The sequence below is a fragment of the Bacillus cereus group sp. BfR-BA-01330 genome, from assembly GCF_022663885.1.
Lineage (GTDB): Bacteria > Bacillota > Bacilli > Bacillales > Bacillaceae_G > Bacillus_A > Bacillus_A cereus.
The window spans coordinates 59,790-79,610 of record NZ_JAKUGK010000001.1 but is presented as its reverse complement, the minus strand read 5'-3'; the positions used below and the strand labels follow the sequence as shown (position 1 = coordinate 79,610).

The window sequence follows — 19,821 nt, the reverse complement described above, 5'->3', positions numbered from 1 at the left end:
CGCATGATACATAACGTCGAACAGAAAAACCCCTTCCATTGCGAAGGGGCTATTATCATACGGCTACGCCTACTGATAAACACCATCATCATTTTAACAACTTTCGTATGAATTTTAAAGCACTTTTTGTAGAAGAGTAACGAATTTTCATGTCGAATGCTGTAGATTGGGCTAAAATGCTTTTATAATGTGAAAAAGTCCGAAAACTTTCTTTCCCATGATAACCCCCTAATCCACTACTTCCAACACCCCCAAAAGGTAAATATGGCGTAGCAAGGTGATAGACAACATCATTAATACAGCCTCCACCATATGAAATATTACTCGTCACTTTCTTTTGTACTTCTTTATCTTCAGAAAATACATATAACGCTAACGGCTTCGGATGTTGCTGGATTGTGCCAATTACATCTTCTATATTGTCGTACTCTATGATTGGTAAAATTGGACCAAAAATTTCATCTTCCATAACAGCATCTTGCCATGTAATATCCGCTAGTACTGTCGGTTCAATATGTAAAGTATCTTTCTCATAGTTTCCACCAATTACGACTTGACCATCTTGTAAAAATCCACATAATCGTTCAAAATGACGCTCACTTACAATACGCACGTAATTTTCATTTTGCAAAGGTTCTTTACTATACTGCTCTGTAATTTCATGTCGCAGTGCCTCAATTAGCTTTTCTTTCACGGAAGAATGCACATACATATAATCAGGCGCTACACACGTCTGCCCTGCATTTAAAAACTTACCCCAAACAATTCTTCTTGCTGTCATCTCTATCTTTGCATCTTTATGTACAATACAAGGACTTTTCCCGCCAAGTTCTAAAGTGAGCGGCGTCAACTGCTTCGCTGCTGCTTCCATTACAACTTTTCCAACGCCAACACTACCAGTAAAGAAAATATAATCAAACGGTTCCTTCAGCAAAGATGTACTCTCTTCAACGCCACCTTCTACTACCGCTACAAGCTCTTCTGGGAATAATTCATCTAACATTCTCTTAAGCACTTTTGAAACGCTTGGTGTTAACTCTGATGGCTTTAAAACGATTGTATTTCCAGCTGCCAGTGCTCCTACAAGTGGTGCAATTGCTAATTGAAAAGGATAGTTCCACGGTGCAATAATAAGCGTCACACCATACGGTTCTGGCACTACTTTTCCTTTTGATCCAAAATGAGTAAGCGCTGTTCGAACTCGTTTCGGTTTACTCCACGATGACATATGTTTCAATTGAAAGGAAATTTCTTTTAATACATATCCAACCTCCGTTGTAAACGACTCGTGAACTGACTTATTTAAATCTAATTTCAATGCCTGAAATATTTCTTCTTCAAAACGCTGAATGCCTTCATAAAGCTTCTTCAAATTATTCTTTCTCATTTCGATGCTTCTCGTATGCCCTTTTAAAAAATATTCCTTTTGCCTACTTACAATAGAGGAAATACTCATTCACTCACCTTCTCCCACTATTTTTATCCAATTCTTTCATTATTTATATAGACTTCATATATAACAAATTTCTATTCTTAAGGTTACATTATATATGACTTTTTCAGCTATATAAAATTCATTGCTCACAAAAAAACTACCGAAAGAAAATCTCCCGGTAGTTTTACAGTATTAACGATATAAACGAACAGCACCTGCAGAATTATCATCAGCTTGTCCTACTACTTCAAACTTCAGACCAAGCTTCGGTAAAATACGTCCTGCATCTGGAATCTGTTGATTAATATACGTTTTAGAATCATCAAACTTCGGTACGCCTGCTAAGCCATCATACGTAAATGTTCCACGCGTTGGAGATACGACTTTCCAAGCTGGCGTTTTGTCGAATGAGAACGCTGCATCAGCGATTTGGAATCGTGTACTACTCTTAACTGTCGGTTTACCATTTAAAGTACCAACAATTGCTTCTGGATGAGAATCAACTACACCAAGGAAACCGTGTCCTGGATGTACACCAACCCAGTTATCTGTATAAGCTGAATCTGCATACCATACAACCATACCAGTGTTAAATACTGGACCGCGAGCAAATTTCAACGCGTTATCTGCCCCAGCATAGTTTCTCCACTCAACATAGTAGTTATGGCTTTTCTTCTCTGTTCCGTTAGAAACAGCGAAACCATCTAATTTTAATTGTGGTGTACCTTCTGCGTCATCAGAGAATACTACTTTACCATCTACTGTTAATGAAGCATTATCAAGAGCGAATCCATTTAATGCTAAACCACCATCAGTAATGTAATCAAATGTTAATTTTACTTTCTTGCCTTTGAATTGACTTAAATCATATGATTTGTCAATCCATTTTCCATTTGTCGAATCTGCATTTCCACTATTTGCTTTCTCACCAAGTCTTTCAATTAACGTTTGTTGACCATCTTCTGTTACAGCGTGTACTTCAAGAAAATCATAACCTGCTTCAATCTCATATAATGACTTGAAATCAAATTTTGCATTCGTTGCATTCGTTAAATCGAACAACGGTGTTTCCATCTTCGTATGAAGATCGTCACCTTTTGTGCTGTAATAATATTGTTTACCAAATGCTGGCTCAATTGTTTTAACATCTTTATCTGGTAAGTTAACACGGATCATACCTGGTCTTGCTGATTTCGTAACACTTTGATCCAAATATGTCGCTAGACCGATACCTTTATTTAATTTCTCGTAATCTACTTCTACGATATTTGCCCAGTTACCACCGATTGTTTTTTGGAAAAACTCTTTATTTTGTGGTGAGAAACTCGTTGGCGTCGTTCCAGCGATTTTACCAGCCCAGCTTCCGCCACTCATAATAGACCAAGCTTCAATCGGCTCACCTTGACCACTATATTGTGTATCGTACTCATCTGGAAGACCTAAATCATGACCATATTCATGTGCGAATACACCAACTGCTCCATCTTCTGGTTCAATTGTGTAGTCGAATGCTGCCATCTTTCCACCCCAATATGGTACTTTCGCTTGTGTACCTTCAATTGGGAATGGCTTTGGTCCAACTGTCCAACGGTGCGACCAAATTGCATCATCGCCTAATTTACCACCGCCTGCTTCTTGTCCAACACCCGCATGAATAATCATTAAGTGATCGATTAAACCGTCTGGTTGATTTTTATTTCCATCACCATTTACATCATATTGATCAAATTGGTCGAACTCTGATAAATCAATACCACTATCTACAGCTGCTTTTAATGCATCTTTTACTAAATCACGTGGCCCTTTTGGTCCTTTATTATCATGGCCGCCGCTAGCAGCATCTGCACCGTAATCAGCAGCTTTACCAGGAACTGTTAACCATTTTGTAACTGTTCCGTCCACTGTGTAACTACCACCAGATTGCTCTTCGTAATATTGTTTAAACGTTTCAATTTTACTTCCATCATCTAATGTGAATGGCTCGTTGCCGAATAACATTTTTTCATAATGTTCTTTATTAAAATCGTTAGAATACATATATCCAGGCTCTTTGTCGATATTATTATGTTTAAAGTCAGCGTACTCTACAAGTAAAACGAGTACTTTGTCTTTACGAACTTCACCGTTATAGTCTTTTTGTTTCGCTGGAGAAGTTGGTACTTTACCATTTAGACCGCCTTTAACTGGACCTGTCGCTGCAGGTGTGCCTGTTGCTGGTTGATTTAATTTTTCTTTCGTGTCTGCTTTCGCATCTTTCACTTTCTTTAAAAAGTCAGATGCATCTTTCGTAAGTTGGTCCCCATTCGCTGCTTCTTTTCCAGGATTTTCACCCTTTTTGTTCTCTACATACTTTTCGACTGCTTTCTTTGTTTCTGTCTCTGAAGCTGACGAATCAATTACCCCACGTTTTTTTAGCGCATCTGCTAAACGTTCTTCCGGAATTAAGTGATCATCAACTGGGCTCGTAGCTGTTTTATTCGCAGGCGTTTCAGCATATGCAGATTGAGTGCCAACTCCGAATGAAAGGCCTAATACAGCTGTCAAAGCGATTGATGACAAAACTTTGAACGGTTTCTTGTTCATCCCATATTTCCTCCCCTAATAACTAATATGTATTACAAATTGAATTTTATTAAAAATTCAATATTTTTTCAATATTTAGTCACATTCTGTAATTTTTTTAATATATTTGTAAAAATTTCATAGTTAGCATACGAATATATCACAATTCAACAATGTTTTCTGAAAATATTGAAAGTTTTTATCGAACAATTTATAATTTCCATAGAGGGAGTTTAATGGGGATTTTATCTTTGTTTCATCTACACAATATTTGATAATTCACTATATAAAACACAAAATCGGATTTCATTATCATGTATTCTGTAGCAGCAATTATGACCGATAATTAGGGAGGAATTACATTTGTACAAAGATAAGACAGACGCACTGGATCAAGAATGGATTGATTTAATACTTGAAGCTCTAGATGCTGGTATCGCCATGCAAGACATCGAGCAATTTTTCCAACGTATGAAGCCATCCAGTCAGGCTCAATAGGTTTGTTCTTTTTAACGAAGTTTATGTTATAATAATGACATCATAAGACAACTACATATTGATAGAAAGGTGCGCAAATATGATTGGAGAACGTATAAAACGCCTTCGTTTACAAAAAGGTATTTCATTAACTGAACTTGCCGAAAAAGCTGGCGTTGCTAAATCTTACATTAGTTCTATAGAACGAAATTTACAAAAAAACCCTTCCATTCAGTTTCTTGAAAAGATCGCAGCAGTTCTACAAATTCCAGTTGATACTTTACTTCATGATGAAACAACAAAGGAAACTAACCTAGACTCCGAATGGACACAACTCGTTAAAGATGCAATGAACTCTGGTGTCTCCAAAGAACAATTTCGTGAATTTCTTGAATTTACAAAGTGGAAGCAAAATCAAAAATAATAATAGAAAGAAGTGCTTACAACCAGCACTTCTTTTTCTTTATAAAAAAAAGCGGGAATACCCGCTTTTTTATTATCTTTCTTCCCCAGCTTCTTGGTTAGCATTGAATGTCCATTCTAAATTCAATGAGTCACCTTGGAAGATATTTTGGTCTTGACCATTATCTTCGAATACAAATTGTACCCATAGATAATCCTCTGTGCCAGCTTCTAATCCACCTTTTTCTCCCCACTCAGGAGCAAAGATGTCTTTAGCTAAAAGGTCTGGATCAGCTTTTTGTAAGTCTGCTAAAGTTGTTTCGTATACAGGCTCACTTTGTTTATCCCAGTTCCAAAGGAATTTTACTTTAACGTGCTTACCAAAGTCTTCACCAGCATTATCACCTTTTGCATCTTTAACAGTATACTTTGTTGCTAATTTAACATCTTTAATAGTTAACGAACCGCTGTTTTGTAATAAGAACTCTTTCTTAACAGAATCCCCTGGTTTTAAATCTTTAATATCTACAAGCGTCTTAGGGTTTAATGTAAGGTCTAACGTCCCAGCTGCAAATGTATTGTTTGATACTTCTTTATCGCTAAAGAATGCAAATGTTCCTCCACCAATTAAAGCTAACCCCAATGCTGCTGATGCAACTCCCATACCTAATTTCTTTTTCAGACTCACAATCAATTCCCCCTAGCTTTTTTTTATATTTTTATCACTTATTTTTCAATAAGAGATGTAAAGAAAACTATATTAGCTTAGCTAATATGTGTTCTTTTTTAAAAACCTTATGTTCATTATAACGAACAACTCTATATAAACACAACACATATTTATTAATATTTTCAGTTATTTTTATTTCTCAATATTTTTTAGACTTTTCAGAAAAAATGATAATTTACAACTTTTTTCACACTCAAATCATTTAATACTATAAGAAAAAAGAAAAACAAAGAGGTGAGGGCTAACGTTCCCTCACACTCGTATAAATATTACTAGTCTTGCTTATTCGTTCACTCTCTCTTACACCACATTCTTGTTTTCTGGCTGTTTCACTAAAGCAGTTACTCCGCTTCCTTCTGTTCTTCTACTTTCTTCTGTTCTTCGGCTTTCTTCTGTTCTTCTACTTTCTTTTGTTCTTCGGCTTTCTTTTGTTCTTCGGCTTTCTTCTGTTCTTCTACTTTCTTTTGTTCTTCGGCTTTCTTTTGTTCCTCTGCTTTCTTTTGTTCTTCTACTTTCTTCTGTTCCTCTGCTTTCTTTTGTTCTTCTACTTTCTTTTGTCCTTCCGCTTCAATTGCAACGTTTAATTGTTGCTGAAGAGCCTGAATTTGCTCATCAATAGCTTTCAAGCTAATTTCTTTCTCAATATAGTCACGCTTCTCTTTGATACTGCGAAAGCCTTCATTTACATATACGGACACTTGCTGCATCGACTCATCTTTATTTACCTTTAATTCTTCTTGTATTTGATTGTAAGGAGCTTCTATTTCAGTATATACATTTTGCAGAGCTTCCTTCTCAGCAACAATTTTCTCACGCCCTTGTTGCCATACAGAAATCGCCTGTTTTATTTCTTCAATAGAAGTTGCTTCCGATTTCCCCTTCATCGTTCCATACTCACGCTCAATAAACTGTTTATGTTTTTCAGATTGCTCTTTTAACGTATTAACTGTTTTCGGAAATATAATTGCTGTAGAAAGCGTCGCTTCTACTTTCGTTTCATGAATGAACGCCGCTTCTGTATGCGTCATAATTTGAGATCCTAAATAAAACGTAATAGAACACATACACGGCAATATAAGCATCTTTTTAAAATTACGCGGTCTTTTCAGCATCTTAATCTCTCCCATCGAACATTACGTTCTTTATACAGAACATTATCTATATTATAGTAAAGAACTATTAAAATTGATAGACAAATACTAGAAAAATAGAAAAAGGGCTATCCATGTGATAGCCCTTTTTATTATTATCTTTCTTCACCTGCTGTTTGTTGTGCATCAAACGTCCAATTTAATTGTAACTTATCGCCTTGGAATTGATTTTGATCTTTTCCATTATCAACGAACTCAAATTTCACTTTGAATTTATCAGATTTACCTGCTGAAATACCTTTTTCATCCCAGAACCAAGCCGATAAATCATTATCTACAGCTGTAAGTGTGTCACCTTTTAATTTATCTAAAGTAGTTTGTTTCACAATTGTCTCATGCTTATCTACATTTTTTAAGAATGTTACTTTAATATGTTTACCAAAATCATCTTTATTATCTTTCTTTACATCTTCTACATTATAATCTGTTTTCAGTAGAACCTTTTTAATATCTAAAGAACCTTTATTTTCTAGTTTAAATTCTTTTTCAATTGTATCCCCAGGTTTTAAATTCGATACGTTAACAACTGTTGATGGATTTAATGCTAAATCCAGTGTTCCAGCCGCAAATGTATTGTTTGACACTTCTTTATCACTGAAAAATGCAAATGTTCCTCCACCAACTAAAGCTGCTCCTAATACTGCTGATGCAATACCCATTCCTAATTTTTTCTTTAAAGTCATGTCCATATCCCCTTAATATATATTTGTTAACTTCCTAAACGGAAAGTATAACCAAACGAACTAGACGGATTGTTCTACTTTTTTATCTTTCTTTTCTCCGTCAATGCTACGAATAGCACCAAAAATAGAAATAGCGGAATAACCAAGCAAAAAGACTCCTGGAATAATAAGAAGTAATGCTGCTCCTGCTTTCGAATTCGCATAATTCAGTAAATAACCAACATATGGAACTGTAATATCTGCATACTTTCCAACTACATTTTCTGCAAGTACTGGCTCTAAATCTGGTCCGTTGTTGTTATCCCCTTTTGTTTCATACATTACTTTTCCATTTGTATCTTTCACACCGATAATACGGTGAGTGATAATTTTTTGATCTTTCTCTTTAAAGGTAATAACATCACCTTTTTGATATTTAGAACCATCTTTGTTTGGTTCTATTGCAATGATTGATCCTGTTAAAAACGTCGGCTCCATTGATCCTGAAAGAACGCTCTTAAATTGATATCCCATCACTGTCGGATCACCACCGCTTGCTTTTGAAGAAATAACTACAAAAGCTAAAAAAACCATCAATGCAAATAAAACAAATGAGATCGCGTTGCTAATTATCTTCCATATTAATTTCATCGTCTCTCTCCCTCTCCGTTGTTTTATATTATTTGAAGTATGCAATACCCATTGTGTTCTTTAACAAGAACACAAGTAAATGATATAACGAACTTTAAGTTATTGCAATAAGAAAATTTACAATTATTAGTTATTTAAGATATATAAAAAAGACTGTGCCAAAATTTTACACAGTCTTTTTATTAGTAATTTATTTACCTTCTGATTTCATTCCTTTTGTATTTCGGCGCAACACTACATATAAAATTGCTCCAAATAATACAATCGCACCTATCCCAACACTTATTACTTTCATATTTGAGTCTTTTACTTCAGGCATAGTTGTATCTTTTTTAGGCATCGCAAAAGTGACATCTTCTGTTGAAAGAACATTTACCGTCGCAATTGTTTGATTATTTTTCGTAATATCAACTGCACCAACTACCTCACCACGATGTATTCCTTTATGATATAAAGATTCTTTATCTAATGAAGCCGCCCGGAAAATAGTTTTCACATTTTTCCCTTCATCTTTCTTAAGCATAAGCTCTGCACTTTGTTCCAACTCAGAATTAACATCTTTATTTAAATATGTTGTTTTTTGATGCCAATTATGTTTATCAAGCACCATTTGCTTCGTAAATTGACCGAAAGAATATTCCGCCATCTGCTTCAAATCTTCATAAATTTCAGGTCTTTGAGAAGCCATTACTACGCTTATAATACGATTTCCATCTTTCTCATTTAATAAAACAAGTGTATTACGCGCTTCATTCGTAAACCCTGTTTTACCGCCAATGCTATATGGATTTTCAAAAAAATTAGATTTATTAAAAATAGAAACCGTCTGCCTAGACGTCGTAACTGTCGTTCTTTTCGTATTCATCGCTTGTAAAATTTCAGGATACTTTTGCACACCCTTCGTAATCATAGCCATATCATACGGCGTCGTATAATGGTTCGGATCATGTAATCCATTCGGTGTTACAAAGTGGCTATCTTTCGCCCCTAATTGCTTCGCTTTCTCATTCATCATATTAGCGAAATTCTCAACACTCCCGCCAATCCGCTCCGCAATCGCATACGACACATCATTCGCACTCAGCACCATTAAAATCATAAGCGCAGTATTTCTATTAATTGTCTCTCCAGGTTGAAACTCAATTTGATAATTACTCTTCTCTTGATCTAATGCTAATTGTGAAAATGTAAATTGATCCTCTGGCTTTGTATGCTCCATGAGTAAAATCGCTGTTAACACCTTCGTCGTACTAGCAGGATATGCACGGTGATATGCGTTTTTGTCATACAAAACATCTCCTGTTTTTGCATCAATTGTCGTTGCAAACTGACTAAAAACATTCGGTCCTTCTGCAGGTGGTGGTGCAACTTGTTCTGGATTTACTCCAATATTCGTCTCAGCACGCAATGTCATAGGTGTCAACAAAAACAAACAAATAACTGTAATAAAAACCAAAATTTTCTTAAAATTTACCATATGACTCTCCCTTTTCCATTTACTCCTCTAACAAAATAATAAATCTACCAATCATATGTAATTTGTATTAAACTGGAAGAATTTTCACTATTTTTTACTATATCATATTTTTACGATAAAGAACATAAATATACAATAAAAATAAGAAGGAATTACTCTTTCTTATCCTTCTCATCAATCAACGAATCTATTAACTTTTGACTAGCTTCCTCGGGCGTAATCTCGTCCGTTATCCCCATAAACGACCAACCTTTAGAATCGACCCACTCAACAAACTCTTGTAAAAATTCATCATGTGTAACATCTACATCAAGAATCGAACCATTAATCGAAATCGTTCTATTTTTAGACACGCGCATCTTGAACGTTTTTCTTACCATTACAACTTTTCTCCCTCTACTTCTGAATATTTATAAAGTGAAACTTTAATCAACCCTCACGAATCGGACTTTTACGGCCATCCCGACCCAACCTAACTTCTTTGCTTTTGCTGAATTTCGAGGTAAGGGATCTTACTGCCCGCAAATAGCGAGATAAAATAATCATGTATCTCTGTTATACATGATTTTCAGTAAATTGTAAAAAGGATATATTGGCCAATTTAAATAGCAAAAATGAAAATCTCTTACCTACGTAAACGTAATACGGCATACAATTGCTCATAAATTATTAAATAAATCCATAAAAACATACAGTTTAAAACATAACTGACGTTGTTTAAACAACGTCAGTTATGTGGATTTAGTTAAGTAAGCCATTATAGCCTTTTGGAAGATATTATCTAAAATAGTATACTAAACGGATAAAGGATATTTGAATAAAGAAACTGAGGCCCTCTATTTAGCTGGACTCTTAAGTTGTAGACTTAGAGACTGATGCCGGAATTCATATTTAATTTCTATTTCTGTACATAATATCGTAAGAAAGAAGGTAGTACTGTGAAAACAACAGAAAATTTTACTGACAGGGCCGATATATATGCAAAATATCGCCCTAGTTATCCTAATGAATATATTGATTACTTGCTTTCAGCTAACCAACTGAAAGGGAATCGGATTGTGGCTGATATTGGTTCAGGTACGGGGATATTTAGCCACCAGCTGCTTGAAAGTGGTTTACATGTTATTGGAGTTGAGCCAAATGATGATATGAGAAAGATGGCTGAGCAATCGTTAAAACTATATTCTCGTTTTCAATCCATAAAAGCAACTGCTGAACATACCACTTTAAAAGAAAATAGTGTAGATTTAGTAACTGTTGCCCAAGCATTTCATTGGTTTAATAAAGAGGCTTTCAAAATCGAATGCCAACGAATTTTAAAACAAAAAGCAAATGTTGCACTTGTTTGGAATAGTAGAGATTTAACTAGTCCACTTATTAAAGAGAATGCAGAAATTTGCCAGAAAACCTGTCCAAACTTTAAAGGCTTTAGCGGTGGAATAGATGAAACTCCAGAAGTATTTAACAACTTTTTTAAAGATGGAAAGTATGATTTTAAAGAATATCAAAATGATTTACTTTTTGATTATGAAGAGTTTTTGGGAAGGAATTTATCAGCATCTTATGCTCCGAAAGAAAATGACGAACAGTATAAAAATTTTATTTTTCTCCTATCAGAGCTATTCGAAAAATACAGTAAAGATGGAAAAATTATTCTCCCGAATTTAACACGAAGCTATCTAGGCAATGTATAAACAGCCTGATACAAAGAGACTTTGAACGGAATTAAAACAAGCTTAACCCCTCCCTGAATGTAGAACGAGGTTAGGCTTGTTTTGCATTTTACCACATCAAATTCAAATGACTTTCGTACAATAAAGTAGAATATATTAGAAAACACCTTAAACTAAGGAGGAACTCAATGGCGCGTTGTACGTATTGTAAAACGAAGTGGAAAGTAAAAGACGTATGGTCGATACTCTTGGCATTTGAAAAAGATTGTCCGTATTGTTTTGGGAGGCAATATCTATCAAAGAAAACAGTGAACGCTATGCCAGAACTTATAAGCTTACCTTTACACTTCTTGTTCCCTTTTCTTGTTGATTTGAGTGATGAAGGTCCTTTGGATTGGTATCGGAAATAATATAACCTCTACATCCAAAGACTACTTTCTACTAAATTCGCTTCTCATCATTATCCCTTCATACATTACTCTCATAATCGCTTATACTTTCTCTTTTAAAGATCCCATAGCTCAACAGGAAGAGCGTCCCCTGAACAAGCTTTATCAATTATGACTTTAATTAACGATGATATATTGTATACTGTTAAACATAAAAAGTTAGCATTAAGTTCCAATTAAATATTAATTGAAACCCAACACTACTTGTATTCTGAATTACAGAATACAAGTAGTGTTTTTTATTATGCATTTTTGCATACAGTATGATTTTTTCTTGTAAATAGATAATAATGGTATATAATAAAATCAACATTTTACCAATAAAAGGTAATAAAAAGTAGTGGAATAAGCAAATAACCAAAACGTATTAACAGATTTGTTCTATGTAAATCATGATACATATATGGAATCAAAACTATGAAATTTTATGTAGGGATTAGATTACTACAAGATGAAAGATTCATAGCGAATGCACTCGAGGAAAAAAGTGTTCGATTAGATTAATCTTATTAAACTATTTAATGTGACGCCTATCGAACGAATTGAGAATATACTTAGGGGGAATTTCAAGTGAAGGCATTTAGTAAAGTATTATTAACTGGCGCATTAGCTTTAGGCGGTTTAACGGTTATGAACATTGAAACACCAAAAGCACATGCTGACGGAGTAAGCGAGTTCTGTCGTTATATTTGTGGTCCTAGCGAAACGTTGAACGGTGTTACAGTTCAAGTACACGCTACACAAGTTACTTTTGGTAACAGCGTAATTGCAAGAATTACAAATGACCGAGCTGAAGAAATTCATTACAATGTCAGCCTTGAAAAGAAATATGGCGATAGATGGGGAGAATTTGAAACCAACTTCCGTTGGCAAAATCAATGGGTCCCAGCTGGAAGCAATGATGAAATTGCAACTTTCACAGGATATGGCGATGATATTTATGAGGATGGAACATATCGTTATAAAGTCGAAATAAAAGGTGCTGACGGTTCTATTGATACAATTTACACAGCAGGAATGACAGTTACAGGACGATAGCTTATGAACAAGCTCCATTATTTATGATTGTATTTTTGAAAATATCATTGATAATTGCGTTGATATTGTTATTAAAATAAGCTCTTCGGGGCTTATTTTTTTATACAAAAATTAGAATATAAATATTCGGAAAATTACATCTTTACACCATTAAAGTTCGTTGCTATTATAGGAATACATCAAATGTTACAATACTCAACAAATTGTACAAATCCTCCGATTACACGAATGAAATGAAAATACATTGCTGATGGTAACATTTATAGTTGGGATCCCGTAGCTCAGCAGGGAGAGCGCCACCTTGACAGGGTGGAGGTCGTGAGTTCGAGCCTCTCCGGGGTCATATAAAAAAGAGACACCATATCAACCTTCTACGTGATATAGTGTCTCTTTTTTATCTAATTCAATTACTTCCCACCAAACATCTTCTCCAAAGATTTCGCATTTGCAAACAATACTTCTTTCAAGTTATCGTCAGCAACGATTTTATAGTCGCCATCTTTGTCTTTCTTTAAGTTCAATGTAACTTCGCGAGTTGCCATTGCTGCATCTTTATCCGTTAAGTTTTTGATGATAGTTGAGGTCATTGTTTTTTCGATTGCTTTTTCAGATTGTTCTTTGTCTTCACTAAATGCGCTAGCGAAGGCCATTGGCATAACTTCTCCCACTGCTTTTGTTACAGCAACGGATAGATCAGCAGATGTAATTTTCACTTTCACTTCTGCTTTGTCATCCTTTTTCGATACTTCTTCTAGCTTTTCAAATTTAAAGTTCTTTGTAATTGCACTTAGCATTGCTTTTGCCTCAGCATCATCTGTTTTTTCATTTAGCTTATTAAATTCCTTGTCACTCTCAACAAATGTACGAGCCTTTTCTACATCACCTTTTTGTATCGCTGTTAAAAATTCTTCTGTAGTATCTTTCGGATTTGCACACCCTGCTAAAACACCTGCTGTTAATCCTACTACCATCATTAATAGCAATAATCTCTTTATCTTTTGCACGCTCATTCTCCTCTTATCTTTTCTAGTAAGTCAGCATCATACAATATTATGAAACTGACATTACAAACATTTTTTAGTATAGCATTTATATGATTCGTTTTCTATTAATTCCCAAAAGATAAAGGGCCTTGCAGCATTCCTACAAGGTCCCTCTTCTATCAATCTGTATCCGTAGCACAAATGAACCACATTTTCTGTTCCCTACTATCTAACACCATCCAAGTAACATCCCACGCAACATCGTAAAACCAATCTGTCCAAGGGCGATAGCTTTTGAACACTTTAATATCTTCGTATCGATTTTGGAACATATATTGACATACATTGACTGCTAATTGTTTTGCGATAACTGGTCGTTCCTTAAACCCTTCATATGCTCCGCCCCACAAAATTTGCGCAGCAATGCTACCATCAAGCATAACTGCCAGCTGCTCTTTAAAACGAAACTTATATTTGTCTGATGTATGTATTTTTAACTCTTCTAAGTTATTGATTATATCTAAAGAGTTGAAGATTCTTCTAAAGAAGTGCTCATGTCCATCTTTCGAATGTGGTATTTCTTTAAAAAATTTTCGTTATGCACTTTAAAACAGCTTATTATTGCTCCACCAATTAAGTTTTGTTCCTTAAACGTGTTTATAAGTTGCTCAACAGATGAGTTATTCGTGTCTATTTTTTCAAACGTTCCCTCTTTCCATCTCATAACGCCCACTACTCTCTATTAAAAATTTGTTTCTTCATTATAAATAGCAAAATAAAAACCAGCAACTTTAAGGTTGCTGGCTTAGCTCTTATTCATATTCGAAAAAACAATAACAACTGCTCCAAACAAATAATGCCCTACTACCATCCACATACTCCAATCAAAAATCATAAGCAATAACCAAAGTGATATATTCATAGCAGTAAATAATAAATATAAAATGAAATCTCTCTTTTGCATTGCTCCTCTATTCATCAAAATGTAAACGGCACCGATAGGAGGAAAAGACAAATATTTTTCTTAACGACCACGAATACTAAATTACTGTCTACAAAAGATTCTCCTTTTCATCACAATACCTGCTTCGACATCGGCCTCACTACCCTATATTCATCACTATAAGCTTCCTTTATGATTAAAGGCGGATATTCACTTTTTTCTTCCTCAATCATTGTGAATACTTCTGTTTTCTCTTGTAATGTATTAGATTCTCTATTTTTAGTAGGTTTTTTACTTGTTTTAATTTCCCTTGTTACTTCGCCAAGTTTTCGCCCAACTTCTTCTACTTTGGCAGGTTCATTCGTAACATAATATTCTTGTTCGTCCCATACTAATATAGGTGGCACTTGTTCTCTTTTTTTACATATTATATAAGTAGTACTAGCTACAAGTAGTAGACAAGTTAATAAATAGAAGATAGTTTTTTTATTCATATACTACACTCCTTATCTATCATTTCATTGGATTATATAATACAAGTCATTTATAGTAAATGGATTTAGTGGTAATTTTTAGGTTGAACAATAAAGAAAAAACCTTACCGAAGTAAGGTTCCGTTTTTACATTCTATAGTGACTGACTTATTAAAACAATCATTACAATAATCGCTATAAGCATAACAACTAAACAGGCGATTAATTTATAAAATCCTCGTTTCGTTAACGTCCCGCCTTGAACGTCTTTACGAATAAATAAGAATACGGCTAAAAATAATACAAGCCCAATGCCAAAAGCATACATCATTTGCATATGTTAATCTTCCTTTCTCTCTTCCATCTTAATATCTTTTTGATAAAACAACAAATGAGATAAAAACTGTACTCATTGTAAGTGCCATAAGTATATTTAATAATTCAGTAGCAGATAGTGTAAGTATTTTTAAGTTTAAGCCGATAGAGAAAAGAAGATAATATGCCGTTAACGCAAAAAAGGTTACAAACATTCCTTTATAACGAATAAGTTTCATTCGCTCATCTTTTTCTTTAAATTGCGGGTGCAAGTAGCTTAGACAGAAACTCATAATCATCATCCCAAGCAATGGATACGTTATGGCTGGCGGTGCAGAATGCGTCATTATACCTGTTAATATCATAAATCCACTCATAAATAGAAAAATAATCCCCATAATTACAAAGTACTTTTGTGAATAATTCATCCCTATTCCCCCTCTTCTTTTCCTTTATAAATAAATACATGTTCTATTGTTGTCTGAAATGTTTTCGCTATTTCAAATGCTAGCGGAAGTGATGGATCGTATTTCCCTTTTTCAATTGAGATAATGGTTTGTCTGGAAACTCCAAGTTTCTCAGCCAACTTTTCTTGAGATAGTCCAAATTTTTTTCGGTATTCGACCATTTTATTTTCCAAGGAAATTTCTCCCTCCTTCCATATACCGAGTATATATGTAAAGGAAACTTTACGTCAAGTTCCCTTTACATATATTTTGATTATTATTCACGCTATTTATATAGAAGAAACTTTTTTTCAATTTCAGCACGTCTATTTTGAAGCGAAACACGGAACACTGTAAATAACTGTTACTATATCTCCTCACTTCTTTTTTTAAAATTTAATATCTCCATATTTGTTTTATCCTTTTAAAACATTTCATTTATTTCTTTATTTCACGAAATACGTTATTTGTTTTACGGTGTTTTTCGTCATATTTATAGAAACTAACTGTTTATGGAGCATTTTTTATGTTTAGCAACTTTTTTTGTAGAAATCCTTCACTTTCCTTTCAATATTTAACACTATCTAAATAAAGTTTACGATAAATTCATAATTTTTTATTTTTTATACTATATTCCGTTATATTGTTGTATAATATCTATGAAAGCGCTTATTATTTCAATATACATAATTCAAACTAATTTTATCGAAACATTCTAACTATTACACCTATATTTAAATGCAACAATTATAGCTATTAGTATAGGCATACCAAATATATCCACCCCATTTTTCTGTAAAATTACTTTATAACATGAAAGATTAACTTGGGTGATAAGTTATTGTGAATGTTTTTTTACAAAACAGATAAGTAATAGTGTTTGGTATTATGTAAATTATTGTAATAACATAAGAGTAAAGAAAACATTTACATTGATTATTGATTTATTACTTATTGAAAAAGAGCAAAATGCACCTTTGTATGGAAAAGGATTATATGCATTGGGAGGTTTAAACAAATGACGAGGAAGAATACAACGACAAACCCTTGGGCCAAGTTCCACGGTCCGAACCTTGGTTATGTTATTGAACAGTATGATCTTTACGTAACTGGAGCAGGTTCTGTTGATCCGGAATTACAAGAGCTTTTTGAAATTTTTGGAGCTCCTTCGTTTCAAGATGATGTCGTAACAGGGGACAACACAGCAACACATTTTTCTCCTCAAAACACAGGTAACATTGAAAAAATTCTTAAAGTCGTTCAACTAGTTGAGCAGATTCGTTCTTTCGGGCACACGTTGGCTCACATCAACCCGATGGAAGATGCTGCAAATGGACAATCTCTTCTTGAGAAAGCAATGAGCGAACTGAGCGATGCTGACTTGAAAGCGATTCCAGCGAAAACAGTATGGCCAGATGCACCAGAAGGTATTCACACTGCACTTGATGTAATTCATAGATTAAAAGACGTTTATACAAAATCTTTAGCTTATGAATTTTCTCATATACAAGATAGTGAAGAACGCGCGTGGTTGCATCAAATGGTGGAATCAAATTCATTGCGTCAACCACTATCAAATAAAAAACGAACTGCTCTTTTAAAACGTTTAACAGCTGTTGAAGGTTTCGAGCAATTCTTGCATAAAACATTCGTTGGGCAAAAACGTTTCTCTATCGAGGGCGTTGATATGCTTGTACCTGTTTTAGATGAAATTGTTCTAGAAGGTGCTAAAAACGGCGTTGAGGATGTCATGATTGGTATGGCTCACCGCGGTCGCCTAAGCGTACTTGCTCACGTATTAGAAAAACCATATAGCCACATGTTTGCTGAGTTCAAACATGCAAAAATAGAAGGCGCAGTGGCTAATTCTGGCTGGACTGGCGATGTGAAATACCACCTAGGTAGAGAACAAGTCGTTAGTAACGAAGAAGTTAGCACTCGCGTGACATTAGCAAATAACCCGAGTCATCTTGAGTTCGTGAATCCTGTAGTAGAAGGTTTCGCACGTGCTGCTCAAGAGAATCGTAAAAAATCTGGTCTTCCAGATCAAGATACTTCAAAATCATTCGTAATTTTAGTTCATGGTGATGCTGCATTCCCTGGTCAAGGTATTGTATCTGAGACACTCAACTTAAGCAGATTGAACGCGTATCAAACAGGCGGAACGATTCATGTTATCGCAAACAATGCAGTTGGTTTTACGACTGATAGCTATGATTCTCGTTCTACGAAATATTCTAGTGACCTTGCAAAAGGTTTCGATATTCCGATTGTTCACGTGAACGCTGATGATCCGGAAGCTTGTCTTGCAGCTGCTAACCTTGCGATTCAATATCGCATGTTGTTCAAAAAAGATTTCTTAATCGATTTAATTGGTTACCGCCGCTACGGTCATAACGAAATGGATGATCCAGCAGTTACGCAACCACAAGTGTACAAAAAAATTAAAAACCATCCAACTGTAAGGGCAATTTATGCAGATCAATTACAAACTGCTGGTGTTCTAAATGCAGATGAGGTTGAAACAATTACACAGTTTACACAAGAGCAATTAAAATCCGACTATGCACAAGTACCACCAGCTGATACGAGCGACGCAACAATTCACGTTAAAGTACCAGATGTTGTTGCAAAAGGTATTCAACCAATTGATACTGGTGTTGAGATTGACTCACTTCGTGCAATTAATGAAGGTCTACTATCTTGGCCAGAAGGATTTAACGTATATCCGAAAGTGAAGAAAATTCTTGAGCGCCGTAAAGATGCTCTTGAAGAGAACGGTAAAATTGAATGGGCACTTGCTGAATCGTTAGCATTCGCTTCTATTTTACAAGAAGGTACGCCAATTCGTTTAACTGGTCAAGATTCACAGCGTGGTACATTCGCACACCGTCATATCGTATTACACGATACTGATACAAATGAAACATATTCACCGTTACATCGCTTACCAAACATTAATGCATCGTTCTCTGTTCATAACAGTCCGTTATCAGAGGCTGCTGTTGTTGGTTACGAATATGGTTATAACGTATTCGCTCCAGAAACTCTTGTTATGTGGGAAGCGCAATATGGTGACTTCTCAAATACTGCGCAAGCATTATTTGATCAATATGTTTCAGCTGGAAGAGCAAAATGGGGTCAAAAATCTGGCTTAGTTCTTCTATTACCACACGGTTATGAAGGTCAAGGACCAGAGCACTCTAGTGCACGTCCAGAGCGTTTCTTACAGTTAGCTGCTGAGAATAACTGGACAGTTGCAAACTTAACGAGCGCGGCTCAATACTTCCATATCCTGCGTCGTCAAGCATCTATCTTAGGAACAGAAGCTGTTCGACCATTAGTATTGATGACGCCGAAGAGTTTATTACGTCACCCACTTACGCTTTCAACTGCTAGTCAGTTAAGCGAAGGACGTTTCCAACCTGCTTTAGAACAAGAAAACCTTGGCATGAAACCAAATAAAGTAAAACGTCTTGTTTTAAGCACAGGTAAAATGGCGATTGACTTAGCAGCAGAAATCGAGTCGGGTAAACATGAGTACAACTTAGACGAAGTTCATGTCGTTCGTATTGAGCAATTGTACCCATTCCCTGCTGAGAAAGTTCAATCTATTATTAAACGCTTTAAAAACTTAGAAGAAATCATTTGGGTTCAAGAAGAACCTCGTAATATGGGCGCATGGCATTACATGGCTCCAATTCTGTTCGAACTTGCTGGAGATAAAGTGAAAACAGGCTACATTGGACGTCCTGATCGCTCTAGTCCATCTGGCGGCGATCCATTCGCTCACAAAGCTGAGCAAGAGCTAATTGTTGCACATGCTTTAGATGTGAAGTATAACTTCCGTCAAGATAAACAAGAAATTGAAGTTTACAGCAACTAAAAAGTAACAATGAAGGTTTCTAGCTTGTTCCTTGGGCAGAATATCTGCCCAAGGCCAGGCTAACAAAT

20 protein-coding genes, 1 tRNA gene and 1 pseudogene are annotated in these 19,821 nt (G+C 35.1%); 7 read left to right on the top strand and 15 right to left on the bottom strand.

Annotated elements, in window-relative coordinates; genetic code table 11:
- Positions 1-88: 88 nt before the first annotated feature.
- Together MR112_RS00425 and inhA1 are read right to left on the bottom strand one after the other, a co-directional pair.
- A complete protein-coding gene (locus tag MR112_RS00425; RefSeq protein ID WP_098592485.1) occupies positions 89-1,456 on the bottom strand; it encodes an aldehyde dehydrogenase in 1,368 nt (455 codons plus the stop codon).
- A gap of 171 nt (positions 1,457-1,627) precedes the next feature.
- The gene (inhA1, locus tag MR112_RS00420; RefSeq protein ID WP_071741058.1) at positions 1,628-4,018 is read right to left on the bottom strand and encodes a M6 family metalloprotease immune inhibitor InhA1; all 2,391 of its coding nucleotides are present in this window, start codon (positions 4,016-4,018) and stop codon (positions 1,628-1,630) included.
- A gap of 342 nt (positions 4,019-4,360) precedes the next feature.
- On the opposite strand from inhA1, the gene MR112_RS00415 reads away from it, so the two are divergent.
- Both MR112_RS00415 and MR112_RS00410 read left to right on the top strand, forming a co-directional pair.
- Positions 4,361-4,495 carry an anti-repressor SinI family protein gene (locus tag MR112_RS00415; RefSeq protein ID WP_000276219.1) on the top strand — a complete coding sequence of 45 codons (135 nt, stop codon included), beginning with the start codon at positions 4,361-4,363 and terminating at the stop codon, positions 4,493-4,495.
- Between the two features lie 79 nt (positions 4,496-4,574).
- Positions 4,575-4,898 carry a helix-turn-helix domain-containing protein gene (locus MR112_RS00410; RefSeq protein ID WP_000578885.1) on the top strand — a complete coding sequence of 108 codons (324 nt, stop codon included), beginning with the start codon at positions 4,575-4,577 and terminating at the stop codon, positions 4,896-4,898.
- A 72-nt stretch (positions 4,899-4,970) separates the two neighbouring features.
- Here MR112_RS00410 and calY read toward each other — a convergent pair whose 3' ends face one another.
- The 6 genes from calY to MR112_RS00380 all read right to left on the bottom strand — a co-directional run bounded on the left by calY (position 4,971) and on the right by MR112_RS00380 (position 9,927).
- Positions 4,971-5,564, bottom strand: coding sequence for a biofilm matrix protein CalY (calY, locus tag MR112_RS00405; protein WP_071741057.1), 594 nt, complete (start codon positions 5,562-5,564; stop codon positions 4,971-4,973).
- 383 nt (positions 5,565-5,947) lie between these two features.
- Complete coding sequence (locus tag MR112_RS00400; protein WP_242244711.1) at positions 5,948-6,733, bottom strand: DUF4047 domain-containing protein; 786 nt, start codon at positions 6,731-6,733, stop codon at positions 5,948-5,950.
- Positions 6,734-6,852: 119 nt separating this feature from the next.
- The gene (locus MR112_RS00395; protein WP_242244710.1) at positions 6,853-7,440 is read right to left on the bottom strand and encodes a TasA family protein; all 588 of its coding nucleotides are present in this window, start codon (positions 7,438-7,440) and stop codon (positions 6,853-6,855) included.
- 60 nt (positions 7,441-7,500) lie between these two features.
- Complete coding sequence (gene sipW, locus MR112_RS00390; RefSeq protein ID WP_000767792.1) at positions 7,501-8,070, bottom strand: signal peptidase I SipW; 570 nt, start codon at positions 8,068-8,070, stop codon at positions 7,501-7,503.
- A 190-nt stretch (positions 8,071-8,260) separates the two neighbouring features.
- The gene (locus tag MR112_RS00385; RefSeq protein ID WP_048534151.1) at positions 8,261-9,547 is read right to left on the bottom strand and encodes a D-alanyl-D-alanine carboxypeptidase family protein; all 1,287 of its coding nucleotides are present in this window, start codon (positions 9,545-9,547) and stop codon (positions 8,261-8,263) included.
- 152 nt (positions 9,548-9,699) lie between these two features.
- Entirely contained in the window at positions 9,700-9,927 is a 228-nt protein-coding gene (locus tag MR112_RS00380) for a hypothetical protein (protein ID WP_000251856.1), read from the bottom strand.
- A 558-nt stretch (positions 9,928-10,485) separates the two neighbouring features.
- On the opposite strand from MR112_RS00380, the gene MR112_RS00375 reads away from it, so the two are divergent.
- From MR112_RS00375 to MR112_RS00360, 4 genes are all read left to right on the top strand, one after another.
- Positions 10,486-11,241 carry a class I SAM-dependent methyltransferase gene (locus MR112_RS00375; protein ID WP_173602442.1) on the top strand — a complete coding sequence of 252 codons (756 nt, stop codon included), beginning with the start codon at positions 10,486-10,488 and terminating at the stop codon, positions 11,239-11,241.
- 167 nt (positions 11,242-11,408) lie between these two features.
- Positions 11,409-11,630, top strand: coding sequence for a hypothetical protein (locus tag MR112_RS00370; RefSeq protein WP_000090211.1), 222 nt, complete (start codon positions 11,409-11,411; stop codon positions 11,628-11,630).
- Positions 11,631-12,239: 609 nt separating this feature from the next.
- Positions 12,240-12,707, top strand: coding sequence for a hypothetical protein (locus MR112_RS00365; RefSeq protein WP_242244709.1), 468 nt, complete (start codon positions 12,240-12,242; stop codon positions 12,705-12,707).
- Between the two features lie 270 nt (positions 12,708-12,977).
- Positions 12,978-13,050 (top strand) — tRNA-Val (locus MR112_RS00360).
- A 64-nt stretch (positions 13,051-13,114) separates the two neighbouring features.
- Here the strand turns inward: MR112_RS00360 and MR112_RS00355 are convergent.
- From MR112_RS00355 to MR112_RS00325, 7 genes and pseudogenes are all read right to left on the bottom strand, one after another.
- Positions 13,115-13,711 (bottom strand): DUF4878 domain-containing protein, encoded by a 597-nt coding sequence (locus MR112_RS00355; protein WP_001169495.1) that lies wholly within the window; start codon positions 13,709-13,711, stop codon positions 13,115-13,117.
- A 158-nt stretch (positions 13,712-13,869) separates the two neighbouring features.
- Positions 13,870-14,414: pseudogene (locus MR112_RS00350) on the bottom strand (hypothetical protein).
- A gap of 81 nt (positions 14,415-14,495) precedes the next feature.
- A complete protein-coding gene (locus MR112_RS00345; protein WP_242244708.1) occupies positions 14,496-14,654 on the bottom strand; it encodes a hypothetical protein in 159 nt (52 codons plus the stop codon).
- Between the two features lie 110 nt (positions 14,655-14,764).
- Positions 14,765-15,127: a hypothetical protein gene (locus MR112_RS00340; protein ID WP_086402124.1), complete on the bottom strand. Its 363-nt coding sequence runs from the start codon at positions 15,125-15,127 to the stop codon at positions 14,765-14,767.
- Between the two features lie 133 nt (positions 15,128-15,260).
- Positions 15,261-15,443 carry a DUF3976 domain-containing protein gene (locus MR112_RS00335; RefSeq protein WP_001178291.1) on the bottom strand — a complete coding sequence of 61 codons (183 nt, stop codon included), beginning with the start codon at positions 15,441-15,443 and terminating at the stop codon, positions 15,261-15,263.
- A 28-nt stretch (positions 15,444-15,471) separates the two neighbouring features.
- Complete coding sequence (locus MR112_RS00330; RefSeq protein WP_001109902.1) at positions 15,472-15,849, bottom strand: hypothetical protein; 378 nt, start codon at positions 15,847-15,849, stop codon at positions 15,472-15,474.
- Between the two features lie 2 nt (positions 15,850-15,851).
- A complete protein-coding gene (locus tag MR112_RS00325; protein WP_000428513.1) occupies positions 15,852-16,061 on the bottom strand; it encodes a helix-turn-helix transcriptional regulator in 210 nt (69 codons plus the stop codon).
- A gap of 824 nt (positions 16,062-16,885) precedes the next feature.
- Between MR112_RS00325 and odhA the strand changes: the two genes are divergently transcribed.
- Complete coding sequence (gene odhA / locus MR112_RS00320; RefSeq protein WP_242244707.1) at positions 16,886-19,753, top strand: 2-oxoglutarate dehydrogenase E1 component; 2,868 nt, start codon at positions 16,886-16,888, stop codon at positions 19,751-19,753.
- Positions 19,754-19,821 lie beyond the last annotated feature (68 nt).

Coding starts and splice junctions, on each gene's coding strand:
- MR112_RS00425 (WP_098592485.1), bottom strand. CDS start 1,456: ATGAGTATTTCCTCTATTGTAAGTAGGCAAAAGGAATATTTTTTAAAA.
- MR112_RS00345 (WP_242244708.1), bottom strand. CDS start 14,654: ATGCAAAAGAGAGATTTCATTTTATATTTATTATTTACTGCTATGAAT.
- MR112_RS00335 (WP_001178291.1), bottom strand. CDS start 15,443: ATGCAAATGATGTATGCTTTTGGCATTGGGCTTGTATTATTTTTAGCC.
- sipW (WP_000767792.1), bottom strand. CDS start 8,070: ATGAAATTAATATGGAAGATAATTAGCAACGCGATCTCATTTGTTTTA.
- MR112_RS00340 (WP_086402124.1), bottom strand. CDS start 15,127: ATGAATAAAAAAACTATCTTCTATTTATTAACTTGTCTACTACTTGTA.
- MR112_RS00330 (WP_001109902.1), bottom strand. CDS start 15,849: ATGAATTATTCACAAAAGTACTTTGTAATTATGGGGATTATTTTTCTA.
- inhA1 (WP_071741058.1), bottom strand. CDS start 4,018: ATGAACAAGAAACCGTTCAAAGTTTTGTCATCAATCGCTTTGACAGCT.
- MR112_RS00385 (WP_048534151.1), bottom strand. CDS start 9,547: ATGGTAAATTTTAAGAAAATTTTGGTTTTTATTACAGTTATTTGTTTG.
- MR112_RS00380 (WP_000251856.1), bottom strand. CDS start 9,927: ATGGTAAGAAAAACGTTCAAGATGCGCGTGTCTAAAAATAGAACGATT.
- MR112_RS00400 (WP_242244711.1), bottom strand. CDS start 6,733: ATGGGAGAGATTAAGATGCTGAAAAGACCGCGTAATTTTAAAAAGATG.
- odhA (WP_242244707.1), top strand. CDS start 16,886: ATGACGAGGAAGAATACAACGACAAACCCTTGGGCCAAGTTCCACGGT.
- MR112_RS00370 (WP_000090211.1), top strand. CDS start 11,409: ATGGCGCGTTGTACGTATTGTAAAACGAAGTGGAAAGTAAAAGACGTA.
- MR112_RS00395 (WP_242244710.1), bottom strand. CDS start 7,440: ATGACTTTAAAGAAAAAATTAGGAATGGGTATTGCATCAGCAGTATTA.
- MR112_RS00410 (WP_000578885.1), top strand. CDS start 4,575: ATGATTGGAGAACGTATAAAACGCCTTCGTTTACAAAAAGGTATTTCA.